This window comes from Clavibacter capsici (assembly GCF_001280205.1).
GTDB classification, from domain to species: domain Bacteria; phylum Actinomycetota; class Actinomycetes; order Actinomycetales; family Microbacteriaceae; genus Clavibacter; species Clavibacter capsici.
Genome location: NZ_CP012573.1, coordinates 1,166,430 through 1,178,296, shown reverse-complemented (window position 1 = coordinate 1,178,296; position 11,867 = coordinate 1,166,430). Strand labels below are relative to the sequence as shown.

General features: G+C 73.5%; 7 protein-coding genes, 1 tRNA gene and 1 pseudogene. 5 read left to right on the top strand and 4 right to left on the bottom strand.

Features of this window, described 5'->3' with window-relative positions:
- Window positions 1-61 precede the first annotated feature (61 nt).
- The 3 genes from AES38_RS05605 to AES38_RS05595 all read left to right on the top strand — a co-directional run bounded on the left by AES38_RS05605 (window position 62) and on the right by AES38_RS05595 (window position 3,167).
- Window positions 62-655, top strand: coding sequence for a PadR family transcriptional regulator (locus AES38_RS05605; RefSeq protein ID WP_053774144.1), 594 nt, complete (start codon window positions 62-64; stop codon window positions 653-655).
- Window positions 652-2,373, top strand: coding sequence for an ABC1 kinase family protein (locus AES38_RS05600; protein WP_053774143.1), 1,722 nt, complete (start codon window positions 652-654; stop codon window positions 2,371-2,373). Before AES38_RS05605 ends, AES38_RS05600 begins: the two co-directional genes overlap by 4 nt.
- A 128-nt stretch (window positions 2,374-2,501) precedes the next feature.
- Window positions 2,502-3,167 carry a peroxiredoxin-like family protein gene (locus AES38_RS05595; protein WP_053774142.1) on the top strand — a complete coding sequence of 222 codons (666 nt, stop codon included), beginning with the start codon at window positions 2,502-2,504 and terminating at the stop codon, window positions 3,165-3,167.
- A 65-nt stretch (window positions 3,168-3,232) separates the two neighbouring features.
- Here AES38_RS05595 and AES38_RS05590 read toward each other — a convergent pair.
- The 3 genes from AES38_RS05590 to AES38_RS05580 all read right to left on the bottom strand — a co-directional run bounded on the left by AES38_RS05590 (window position 3,233) and on the right by AES38_RS05580 (window position 7,620).
- Window positions 3,233-3,306: transfer RNA gene (locus AES38_RS05590), tRNA-Met, on the bottom strand.
- Between the two features lie 140 nt (window positions 3,307-3,446).
- Window positions 3,447-6,401, bottom strand: a complete 2,955-nt coding sequence (locus AES38_RS05585; RefSeq protein ID WP_174775887.1) for a UPF0182 family membrane protein — start codon at window positions 6,399-6,401, stop codon at window positions 3,447-3,449.
- Window positions 6,402-6,528: 127 nt separating this feature from the next.
- Window positions 6,529-7,620 carry a YlbL family protein gene (locus AES38_RS05580; protein WP_053774141.1) on the bottom strand — a complete coding sequence of 364 codons (1,092 nt, stop codon included), beginning with the start codon at window positions 7,618-7,620 and terminating at the stop codon, window positions 6,529-6,531.
- Between the two features lie 213 nt (window positions 7,621-7,833).
- Between AES38_RS05580 and AES38_RS05575 the strand changes: the two genes are divergently transcribed.
- Together AES38_RS05575 and AES38_RS16480 are read left to right on the top strand one after the other, a co-directional pair.
- Window positions 7,834-9,246: a zinc-dependent metalloprotease gene (locus AES38_RS05575; RefSeq protein ID WP_053774140.1), complete on the top strand. Its 1,413-nt coding sequence runs from the start codon at window positions 7,834-7,836 to the stop codon at window positions 9,244-9,246.
- A 67-nt stretch (window positions 9,247-9,313) separates the two neighbouring features.
- Window positions 9,314-10,111, top strand: a pseudogene (locus tag AES38_RS16480) (TOMM precursor leader peptide-binding protein); the annotation flags it as partial.
- Here AES38_RS16480 and AES38_RS05570 read toward each other — a convergent pair.
- Window positions 10,083-11,858, bottom strand: coding sequence for an ATP-dependent helicase (locus tag AES38_RS05570; protein WP_053774139.1), 1,776 nt, complete (start codon window positions 11,856-11,858; stop codon window positions 10,083-10,085). The pseudogene AES38_RS16480 and the gene AES38_RS05570 overlap by 29 nt on opposite strands.
- Window positions 11,859-11,867: the final 9 nt, after the last annotated feature.

The window sequence follows — 11,867 nt, the reverse complement described above, 5'->3', positions numbered from 1 at the left end:
CGGCCAGGTGCGCGGCCTATCGTCGGAGGCACCGCGCACGTCCCACAGCTAGGAGCTCGCCATGGCCGCATCGCACCCGACCTCAGGATCCGCATTCGGAGACGCCGCCGACGGCGTGTGGCAGGCGATGGAGTCGCTCCGCGCCCGGTTCGAGAAGCGCGACGACGGCACGGCGGGCCACGAGTCCGGGCACCGCCCGGGTCACGGTCCGCACGACGTGCGCCTCGCCGTGCTCGCCCTCCTCGCGGAGGAGCCCATGCACGGCTACGCCCTCATCCGCGCCATCGCCGAGCGCACCGACGGCGCCTGGACCCCGGACGCCGGCGCCGTCTACCCGACGCTCCAGCTCCTCGCCGACGAGGGCCTCATCGCCGCCGAGACCACGGACGGCCGCAAGGTGTGGGCGCTCACCGAGGCGGGCCGCTCCGTCATCGCGCGCGACGGCATCACCGCGCCCTGGGCCGGCTCCGCCGACGCGCACGGCCACGACGCGCACGACCGCCGCGACCGCTCCGCGCTCCCGAAGGCCGGGCTCGCGCTGGCGCAGGCGGCCGCGCAGGTCCAGCGCTCGGGCACCGCCGAGCAGGTCGCCGAGGCCGCGTCCGAGCTCGACGCGGTGCGCCGCCGCCTCTACGCGATCCTCGCCCGGGAGTGACCGCGGCCACGGCCGGCGCCGTGCCCGGGACGGATGCCGAGGCCGACGCCCCGGGGACGCGCGCCCGCTACCGCCGCATCCTCCGCTTCGCCGCCTGGAACCTCGCGGTCACGTGGTGGTACGAGCTCTTCCTCCCCCGCGTCGGCCTCCGGCGCATCGCCGACCGCACGCGCACCCGGCGCATGAAGCGGTTCGCCCGGCGCTTCCGCGTGCTCGCCGTCGAGCTCGGCGGCCTCATGATCAAGGTCGGGCAGTTCATGTCGTCGCGCCTCGACGTGCTGCCGCCCGAGATCACCGCGGAGCTGGAGGACCTGCAGGACGAGGTGCCCGCGGTCCCGTTCCCGGAGATCCGCGCCCTGGCCGAGCGCGAGCTCGGCATGCCGCTCGCCGAGGCCTACGCCTGGGTGGACGAGACGCCCGTCGCCGCCGCCTCGCTCGGCCAGGCGCACCGCGCGATCCTCGGCCCGGTCGACGCCGCCGACACCGGCCTCACCGGCGCCGTCATCAAGGTGCAGCGCCCCGGCATCGACGACATCGTCCGCGTCGACCTCGCCGCGCTCCGCCGCATCGGCGGCTGGCTCACGCACGTCCGCCTCGTGTCCGACCGCGTCGACGCCCCCGCCCTCGTCGAGGAGTTCGCCGAGACGAGCCTCGAGGAGATCGACTACCTGCACGAGGCACGCAGCTCCGCCCGCTTCCAGGAGATGTTCCGCGCGGACGCCCGCGTGGCCGTGCCGGAGATCGTGTGGGAGCGCAGCACCCGACGCGTGCTCACGCTCCAGGACGTCACGGCCATCAAGATCACCGACCACGCGGGTCTCCTCGCCGCCGGCATCGACCCGGTCGACGTCGCCCCGGTCTTCGCCGCCGTCATGTTCGACCAGCTCTTCGCGGACGGCTTCTTCCACGCGGATCCGCACCCCGGCAACGTCTTCGTCACGCCCGTGACGGACGGCTCCGTCGAGCAGGGCTGGACCCTCACCTTCATCGACTTCGGGATGATGGGCGAGGTGCCGCCGAGCACCCGGCGCGGCCTCCGCAAGATGCTCATCGCCGCGGCCTCGCGCGACGGCAAGGGACTCGTGGACGCGGCGCGGGACATCGGCGTGCTGCTCCCCTCCGCCGACACCACGCAGCTCGAGCTCGCCATGACGCGCCTGTTCGCCCGGTTCGGCGGCCTCGGGTTCGCCGAGCTCCGCGAGGTGGATCCGCGCGAGTTCCGCGCGTTCGCCGAGGAGTTCCAGGAGGTGGTGCGCACCCTGCCGTTCCAGCTGCCGGACGACTTCCTGCTCATCATCCGCGCCATGTCGCTCACCTCGGGCGTGTGCAGCGCGCTGGATCCCCGCTTCAACCTCTGGGACTCCGTCGAGCCGTACGCGCAGCGCCTCATCCGCGAGGAGCGCGGCAACGTCGTGCGCGACCTCGGCACGCGCGTGTCCGACACCGCCGGCACGATCGCCCGCCTGCCCGGCCGCCTCGACGCGCTGCTCACCCGCATCGACGAGGGGGCACTCCCCATCAGCGACCCGACGCTCGAGCGCCGCGTCGGCGCTCTCGAGCGCACCCTCCGCCGGGCGATCTCCGCCCTCGTCTTCGGCGCGCTGCTCGCCGGCGGCGTGCTCCTCCGTCCCGACGACGAGGCGCTCGGCACCGTGCTCCTCGTGGTCTCCGTCGTGCCGCTCGCGCAGGCGCTCCTCCCGGGCCGACGCGGCCGCTGACGCCTGACGGCTGATGGCCCGCCTGTCCGCTCGGCGTCGGTCGTGACGCCGTGTGACGCCCCTCCCGCGCCCCGCTCGGATCGCCCGCCTACGGTGAGCGCACCGACCCGACGGACCGAGGAGACACCATGACCGACACCACCATCCAGGCGCAGATCGCCGAGTTCGACCGCGGCTTCGCGGAGCAGATCGGGCCGGACCTGTCGGCCGTGTTCGCGGCCGAGCAGGAGGCCCTCCGCGAGGGCGGCGTGCCGGCCGGCGCGGTCTCCGCGGGTGACGCCCTGCCCGCCGCGACGCTCGTGGATCCCGACGGCGCGGAGGTCGACCTGCACGCGTCGCTCGGCTCGGGTCCGGCGGTGGTCGTGCTGTACCGCGGCGCCTGGTGCCCGTACTGCAACCTGACCCTGCGCCAGTACCAGGCCGAGCTGCTGCCCGCCCTGCGCGAGCGCGGCGCGACGCTTGTCGCCGTGAGCCCGCAGACGCCCGAGGGCAGCGCGCAGGCGGTCGCGGGCGGCGGCCTCGACTTCGCCGTGCTGTCGGATCCCTCCAACGCGTTCGTGCGCGCGCTCGGGCTCGTGACCGAGCCGACCGCCGAGGCCCGCGCGGCCCACGCCCAGCTCGGCTTCGACGTCGCCGACAGCAACGCCGACGGCACGGGCGACATCCCGTTCCCCACCGTGATCGTGGTGGACGCCGACCGCCGCGTCACCTTCGCGGACGTGCACGTCGACTACACGACGCGCACCGAGGTGCCGGAGATCCTCGCGGCGGTGGATGCGCTCGGCGCCCGCTAGCCGACCCCGGAACGCCCCGGGCAAAGCAGAAGGCCCGGTCTCGATGAGACCGGGCCTTCGTTCCGTTGCGGGGGCAGGATTTGAACCTACGACCTCTGGGTTATGAGCCCAGCGAGCTACCGAACTGCTCCACCCCGCGCTACGAGGAATACATTACCAGACCTCACGGGTGCTCATGACCACGTCCCCGCGACGGCGCCCGATCCCCCGCATGGGGACGGCCCCGGCGGCACCCGCATCGCGGGGCCGCCGGGGCCGTCCTCGTCGAGGAACCGGTCGCTACTGCTGGGCGGCCCCCAGCTCGATCGCGCGGTTGAGCGCCTCGGTGAGACGCTGGTCAGCCTGGGCCGCCGCGACGAGGTCGTTGGCCTTGTAGGCCGCCTCCCTCTCCTGCAGCGCCTGGCCGGCCGCCGCCAGGGCCGCCTGCACGTCCTGCGCGGGCGCGGCGGGCGAGGCGCTCGGCGCGGGCGTCGGGGTGGATCCCGTGCTGCCGTCCGTCGTCCCGTCACCCGAGCCGTCCACGGCGGCGGGGTCGGCCGGCGTCGTGCCCACGACGGCCTCGTCACCCGCCGTGGCACCCGAGTCGCCCTCGAAGATGCTGTCGAGGGCCGCGTCCAGCGTGTCCTCGAACGCGATCTTGTCGCCGAACGCCACGAGCACCTTGCGCAGCAGCGGGTAGCTCGTGTCGCCCGTCGAGCGGACGTACACGGGCTGCACGTACAGCAGGCCGCCGCCGACCGGGAGGGTCAGCAGGTTGCCGCGCACCACCGAGGTGCGTCCGCCGCGCTCCAGCAGGTTGAGCTGGTTCGCCACGTTGGTGTTCGAGTTGAAGTTGTTCTGGATCTGCGTCGGCGCCGGGATGGTGTCGTCGTTCGGCAGCGTCAGCAGGCGCAGCTTCCCGTAGTCCGCCGCCTTCTCCCCCGCGGTGCTGCCCGCGTCGGAGTCCACGCCGAGGTAGCCCGTGAGCACGCTCCGCGCGGTGTCCTGCGTGGCAGGCGGGATGAAGGTCGAGTACAGCGAGAACCGCGGTGCGTCCTGGCCGGGCATCTGCATGGTCAGGTAGTACGGCGGCTGGAGCTTCGCCGACGTGCCCGGGTCCGTGGTGGCGGTCGGGTCGTTCGGGGTGGTCCAGAGGTCCTGGTTCGAGTAGATCGAGCCGGGGTCCGTCACGTGGTACTTGCCGAGGACGGCCCGCTGCACCTTGAACATGTCGGCCGGGAAGCGCAGGTGGCTCATGAGCTCGCCGGAGATGTCCGCGATCGGCTTGAGGGTCGAGGGGAACACCTTCTGCCAGGTCTTGAGGATCGGGTCGTCGGTGTCCCACGCGTAGAGCGTGACCTTGCCGTCGTACGCGTCGACCGTGGCCTTGACCGAGTTGCGGATGTAGTTGATCCGGTCCGTCGGCACGAGCGGCTGCGTCTGCTGCGAGTCGGCGATGAGCGTGCTCATGTCCTGGCGCTGCGAGTACGGGTACTGGTCGCTCGTCGTGTAGCCGTCGACGATCCACACCACGCGGCCGTCGACCACGCTGGGGTACGGGTCCTTGTCGATGGTGAGGTACGGCGCAACCTTGCCGACGCGCTGCGCCGGGTCGCGGTCGTAGATGATCTGCGACTGGTCGTTGATCTGGTTGGCCAGGAAGATCTGCTCCGACTGGAACTTCAGCGCGTAGATGAGCCGCTTGAAGACGTTGTCGACCTTCGGCCCGCCGTCGCCCTGGAACGTCGTGTACGTCTCGTCGGCGCCGTCGGTGCCCGACGGGTAGTCGAGCTCGACCTTGTCGCCGGACTCGGGGCCGCCGACGATCGAGTAGTCGGGCGAGTTCTCGCCGAAGTACACGCGCGGCTCGAAGTCGCCGAGGTCGCCCGAGGCCGGGATGCCGGACTCCAGGAACACGGGCTGCCCGTCGGAGGTGCGCTGCGTGCCGTAGGCCGCGACGAGCGAGTAGCCGTGCGTGTAGACGAGGTGCTGGTTGACCCACGAGGTGCCCGTGTTGGCGGGGCTCAGCTCGCGGACCGCGACCACCGTGTCCTGCACGCGGCCGTCGATCTGGTACCGGTCGACGTCGAGGTTGTCGCCGAACTGGTAGTACTGCCGGAACTGCTGCAGCTGGCTGAACGCGTCGCCCACGACCGCCGGGTCGAGGATGCGGATGTTGGCCGTGGTGGCGGCGTCCTCGCGGAGCGCGCCCGGCGTGGTGTCCGTCGTCGCGTCGTAGGGGATCTCCTCGATGTCCGCCAGGCCGTAGGCCTCGCGGGTCGCCTCGATGTTGCGCGCGTAGTACTGCGACTCGAGCGCGCGCTCGTTCGGCTCCACCTGGAAGCGCTGCATCACGGCCGGGTAGGCGGTGCCGACGAGGATGCTGGCGACGATGAGGCCGGCGGTGCCGATGATCGGCAGGCGCCAGCGGCCGATGACCGCCGTGACGATGAAGAACAGCGCCACGACCGCGGCGATGCCCGCGAGGATCGACCGGCCGGGGATCACCGCGTTCACGTCGGAGTACGCGGCGCCGGTGAACAGGCCGCCGTTGGCCGTGTTGACCACGGACGAGTACTGGTCGAGCCAGATGCTGACGCCCTGGAGCAGGAAGTAGACCGCCGCCGTGACCGCGATCTGGATGCGCGAGCTCTTCGAGATGCGCACCTCGCGACCCGTGAAGCGCACCGCGCCGTAGAGGTAGCTGGTGGCGAGCACGCCGAGCATCGAGATGATGACGACGGCCGAGGCGAAGCCGACGACCGCGTGGTAGAAGGGCAGCTCGAACATGTAGAAGGACACGTCGAGCCCGAACTGCGGATCCGTGGTGCCGGCGGGCGTGCGGTTGAGCCACAGCAGCGTGCGCTGCCAGCCGCTGGAGGCCGAGACGCCGGCGAAGAGGCCGAAGACCGCGGGGATCGCGAACATGGCGAGCCGTCGGAGCGGCTCGATGACCTGCTGGTAGCGGTCGAGCTGCGAGTTGAGCTTCGCGTACACGGGCCGCGAGCGGTACGCGACCTGGATGCTGACGAAGACCGGGATCGCCATGGCGAGGAACCCGACGAGGAACAGCGCGATGCCGGCGCCCCACTGCGTGAGCAGCACTCCCAGGTAGCCCAGCTGGTCGTACCAGAGGACGTCGGCGTAGAAGCCGGCGAAGATGAAGAACGCGATCACGAGGGCGGCGATGATGGCCGCGGTGATGGCGAGAGGGGCTCGGCTCCGTCTGGCGGGCCGGGCGGATGTGCTTGTCACGTGTGTGCCTCAGAGTCGGGGACAGCGGAGTCCTCATCCTAGGCGGGCAGGTTGCCAGGGACCTGCGAGCGATCAGGGGTTCCCCTCTGGTAAGGGGGCCCTCGCTACCACCCGGCGACCGCGGTCCTCAGCAGGTCGGGAGGGCGTCCAGGTCGCCGCCCGTGGAGACCGCCTGGAGCGCCCGGAGCGAGTCGTCGAGCGTCGAGACGGCGAAGACGCGGAGGCCGTCGGGCACGTGCCCGCGGACCTCGTCGCAGTTCTCGGCCGGGGCGAGGAAGTACTCGGCGCCCGCGCGCTCGGCGCCGAAGAGCTTCTGCCGGATCCCGCCGATGGGCCCGACCGTGCCCGCGGCGTCGATGGTGCCCGTGCCCGCGATGGCCTTGCCGCCGGTGAGCGAGCCCTCCTCGAGCTTGTCCATGATCCCGAGGGCGAACATCATGCCGGCGCTCGGCCCGCCCACGTCGTCGAGCTGGATGTCGACCTCGAACGGGAACTCGTAGGCGGTGGAGGTGACGACGCCGATGACGGGCCGGCCGTCGCGCTCGGCGGGCGTGACCTCGACCGTGCTGTCCTGGCCGTCGCGCGTGATCCCGAAGGACAGGGGCGTCGTCGTTCCTGCCGCCGCCACGCGCGCCTGCAGGTCGGCGAGGTCGACCACGCCCGTGCCGTCCACCGTCCGGATCGCGTCGCCGGCCCGCAGCGCACCGTCGGCGGCCGAGCCGGCCAGGACGCTCTGCACGTCGAGGGTGCGCGGCACGTCGATGCCGAGCTCGGTGAGGGCGGCGGCGACGGCGTCCTGCTGGGAGTCGGTCATCTGCACCTGGTTCTGGGCGGCGCGCTCCTCCGCGGTCTGGTCGGCGGGGAACACCGCCTCCATCGGGACGACGCTGCGGCTCGGGTCGAGCCAGGCCGAGACCACCGAGAACCAGTCGGGGCGCTGCGCGGGGTTGCCGACGACGCTGACCGTGAGCATGTCGAGGCGGCCGTCGGTCGGGTAGGTCGGCCGGTCGGGGATCGAGATGAGCGGGCGCTCGGCGCCTTCGTGGTCGCTCGTGCCGAGGGTGTCGAAGACCGGGCCGGGCTGCTCGATGACGTACGGCGAGGGCAGGAGGCCGAGCGCGAGGGCGAGCACGGCGCCCGTGCCGGCGAGCACGCGGCCCACGCGGCGACGGCGCGGCGGCCGGGGTGCGCGGGGGGCGTGCTGGGCGAACAGGCTCATCCGGGGTCCTCGCGGTCGGGCGGCGCGACGGGCCTCGACGGGCCGTGCGACGGGGGTGCGGGCGGCCTCTGGGGCCGCTGTTCGCGGCGGGCGGAAGCCGCGACGGCCCAGCCTAGGCGAATCCGGATGGGTTTCCCGTGGGCGCGGGCTAGCGTGGATCCACCGACCGCGGCACCGCGATCGGGCCCCTCCAGACCCACCGGGAGAACCGCCATGGCCGACGAGCCCACCCCGAATCCCGAGGACGAGTTCCGGCGCATGCTGGAGCGGTTCCTCGGTGCCGACGGGCAGATCGACCCCGACAAGCTCGCGGGCGCCGCGGGCCTGCCGCAGGATCCGGAGATGGTCCGCCAGCTCCTCGCGCAGCTCCAGGGCGCGCTCAGCAGCACGGGCGACGGCGTGGACTGGAAGGTCGCCCGCGAGGGCGCCCGCCAGCTCGCCGCGGCGGAGCAGACGCAGGTCACCGCCGCCGTCTCCGCGCCCCTCGACCAGGCCTTCCAGGTCGCCGCGCTGTGGCTCGACGAGGTCGCCCACGTCAGCCAGCTCACGGTCGCGCCGCGCCTCATCACCCGCGCCCAGTGGACCGAGCTGACGATGCCGGTCTGGACGCAGCTCGCCGAGCCGGTCGCGCTCAGCATCGCCGACTCCCTCACCGAGGTGCTCCAGCAGAACGCGCCCGAGGAGATGCAGGGCATGGTCGCGGGCGCCGGCCGCATGATGCGCAACCTCGGCGGCACGCTCTTCGCCATGCAGCTCGGCCAGGTGGTCGGGCAGCTGTCCACCGAGGTCGTCTCGGGCGGCGACGTGGGGATCCCGCTGCTCGACGACCAGCAGGCCGCGCTCCTGCCGCAGAACGTGGCCGCGTTCGGATCCGGCCTCGACGTGCCCGAGGACCAGGTGCAGATCTACCTGGCGGTCCGGGAGCTCGCCCACGCGCGGCTCTTCCGCCACGCGCGCTGGCTGCGCCTGCAGCTCATCACCTCCATCACGGAGTTCGCGAAGGGCGTGCACATCGACACCGAGCGGCTCGAGTCGCTCGCGGAGGGCTTCGACCCGTCGAACCCCGAGGAGCTCCGCCAGGCCATGGTCGACGGGTCCCTCATCCCGCCGAAGTCCGACGCGCAGCGCGCCGCGCTCGCCCGGCTCGAGACCATGCTCGCCCTCATCGAGGGGTGGGTCGACGTGGTCACGGCCGCGGCCACGGTCCGCCTCCCCCGCGCGTCGGCCATCGCCGAGACGGTGCGCCGCCGCCGCGCCACGGGCGGTCCCGCCGAGTCGGCGTTCGCCACGCTCGTGGGCCTGGAGCTCCGGCCCCGGCGCCTCCGCGAGGCGGCGGCCATGTGGCAGGCCGTGTCCGACGGCGTGGGCGCCGAGCAGCGCGACGCGCTCTGGTCGCACCCCGACGTGCTCCCCACCTCCGAGGACATCGACGCTCCGCACGCCCTCGTCGCGCGCCTCACGCAGGGCGAGCCGGAGCCCGACGAGGTCGACCAGGCGCTCGAGGACCTGCTCCGCGGATCCGACGCCGGCCGTCCCGTGGAGGACGGCCAGGGTCGGGCGACCGAGCCCGGCGAGACCCCGGACGAGCGGCCCGACGACGACGGCACGGATCCGCGCCCCGTCTGAGCCGACCGGCCGCGTCCCTGTGGACGCGGCCCGCGGACGGCCGCCCGGTCGGGCACTCTCCGCGCCCATGGCCATCCGACTCGATCCCCGTCTCCCGCTCGTCTGGCGCACGCCGGACTCCCTCCAGCTCGGCGTCGACCGCCCGCCCGTGGTCCTCACGGCCGTGGCGCGCCTCGACGAGCGCCTCCTCGCCGCGCTCGTGCAGGGCGTCAGCCGCGGCGGGCTCGACATGATCGCCGCGACCGAGGGGGCGACGCCCGCGCAGGTGACGCAGCTCCTCGACCTGGTGCGACCCGCGCTCCTGCCGCCGCGGGAGCCCGGCGCCGCCGGCGAGGAGGGCCCGGCCCGGCCGGCCCGCGGCGGCCCCGTCGCGGTCGTCGGCGGCGGCCCGACCGCTTGGCGTGTGGCCGATGCGCTCGGGCGAGCCGGGCACGACGTGCGGATGCGGCGCATGGCCGACGACGCGGATCCCGACGCCGCCCTGGCCGTGCTCGTCGGGCACTTCGCCATCGCCCCCGCCGTCTACGGCCGCTGGGCGCGCGAGGACGTGCCGCACCTGCCCGTGGTCGTCGGCGACCGGCATGCCGTCGTCGGCCCGCTCGTGGAGCCCGGCCGCACGGCGTGCTGCTACTGCCTCGACCTGCACAGGCGGGACGCGGATCCGGCGTGGCCCGCGATCGCCACGCAGCTGCTCGGGCGCGACAGCGGATCCGAGGCGGGGCTCGTGCCCGCGGAGCTCGCGGCCCTCGCCGCCCGGCCCGCGCACCGCCTGGTGAGCGCCGGCGAGAACGCGCTCGCGACGCACCAGGCCGTGCTCGACGTGCGGACGGGACGCGTCACGCGCCGCGCTTCGCGCCCCCACCCGAGATGCGCGTGTCGAGCTCTGCCAGGAACCGCGACGGCTCCCGCTGACCGGATCGCTGCGGTCCGCTCCGGCTCCAGGAGAGCCGCAGCCCGGAGCGCGCGCGCGTGATGCCCACGTAGAGCAAGCGCCGCTCCTCGTCCACCGCCTCGAGCGTCTGCGCGTAGCTGATGGGCACGAGCCCCTCGCTGAGCCCCATCAGGTAGACGTGCTCCCACTCGAGGCCCTTGGCGGAGTGCAGCGTGGCGAGCGTGACGGCGGAGACGGTCGGCTCGTGCTGGCCGGCCTGCCGCTCCAGCAGCTCGTCGGTGAAGGCGCGGAAGGTGCTGCCGGCCGGCATGCGCTCGGCGAGGCCCATGATCGCGTCGAGGGACTCCCAGCGGTCGCGCACCGCGCCGGGCTGCTCGGGCGGCTGCTGGCTCCAGCCGAGGCCGCGGAGCACGTCGCTCACCGACTTGAACAGCGGCTCGCCGGAGATCGAGACGGACGCGCCGCGGAGCGCGAGGAGGGCCTGCTTGATCTCGGGCCGGTCGAAGAAGCGCTGGGATCCGCGCACCTGGTAGCTCACTCCCGCGTCGCCGAGCGCCTGCTCGAGCACGGCGGACTGGCCGTTCATCCGGTAGAGCACGGCGATGTCCTCAGGTGCGATGCCGGAGGCGATCTGCTGCGCGACGGCGCCCGCGATCGCTCGCGCCTCCGCGCCGTCGGAGGGGAACGCGCTCACCTGGGGCGCGCGGAAGCCCTCGCCGCGACCCGGCACGGCGGCGGATCCGCGGCCCTTCGCCGACGCGGACGCCGTGCCCGTGCCGTCGCCGTCCGGATCCGCGTCCGCCGAGACGAGCGTGAGGGCGCCGGGCCGGCCGCGCATCAGCCGGTTCGCCGCCTCCGTGATGCCGGAGGTCGACCGGTAGTTCCGCTCCAGCCGCACGACGGTCGCCTCGGGGAAGCGGGAGGCGAAGTCGAGGAGGTAGGCGCTCTTCGCGCCCGCGAACGAGTAGATGGTCTGGCTGGCGTCGCCGACGACGCAGAGGTCGCGGCGGTCGCCCATCCAGAGGTCGAGGATCGTCTGCTGCAGCGGCGAGACGTCCTGGTACTCGTCGACCACGAAGAAGCGGTACTGCTCCCGCACCTGCTGCGCCACCCACGGCTCCGCCTCGATCATGCCCGCCGTCGCGAGCAGCACGTCCTCGAAGTCGAGCTGGCGGCGCTGGTCCTTGATGTCCTCGTAGGCCTGCAGGAGCGCGACGGCCTGGTCGGGGTCGAGCTGCGGCGGCAGCGTGCGGGTGGTGCGCGCGGCGAGGCCGTACTGCTCGATGGAGATCATCGAGACCTTGCGCCACTCGACCTCGGCGGCCATGTCGCGGAGGGCGGCCGTGTCGAGGCGGAGGCGGAGCGACTCGGCGGCGTGGCCGAGCATCCGCCCCTTGCTCTCGATGAGGCGCGGCATGGTGCCGCCGACCACCTGCGGCCAGAAGAAGTTGAGCTGCTTGAGGGCCGCGGCGTGGAAGGTGCGGGCGGCCACGGGTCCGGCGCCGAGCTCGCGGAGCCGACCCCGCAGCTCGGCGGCCGCGCGCGAGGTGAAGGTGAGCGCCATCACGCGGTTCGGCGGGTAGACGCCGGCCTGGATCCCGTAGGCGATGCGGTGGGTGATGGCGCGCGTCTTGCCGGTGCCGGCGCCCGCGAGCACGACGACGGGTCCGAGGAGCGCCTCGGCGGCGAGGCGCTGCTGGTCGTCGAGCGCCTCGAGCAGGGACTCGGC

Excerpts from the sequence above, each read along its gene's own strand:
- AES38_RS05580 (WP_053774141.1), bottom strand. The coding sequence starts at position 7,620 with ATGAGCCTGTTCGCCCAGCACGCCCCCCGCGCACCCCGGCCGCCGCGC.
- AES38_RS05575 (WP_053774140.1), top strand. The coding sequence starts at position 7,834 with ATGGCCGACGAGCCCACCCCGAATCCCGAGGACGAGTTCCGGCGCATG.
- AES38_RS05605 (WP_053774144.1), top strand. The coding sequence starts at position 62 with ATGGCCGCATCGCACCCGACCTCAGGATCCGCATTCGGAGACGCCGCC.
- AES38_RS05595 (WP_053774142.1), top strand. The coding sequence starts at position 2,502 with ATGACCGACACCACCATCCAGGCGCAGATCGCCGAGTTCGACCGCGGC.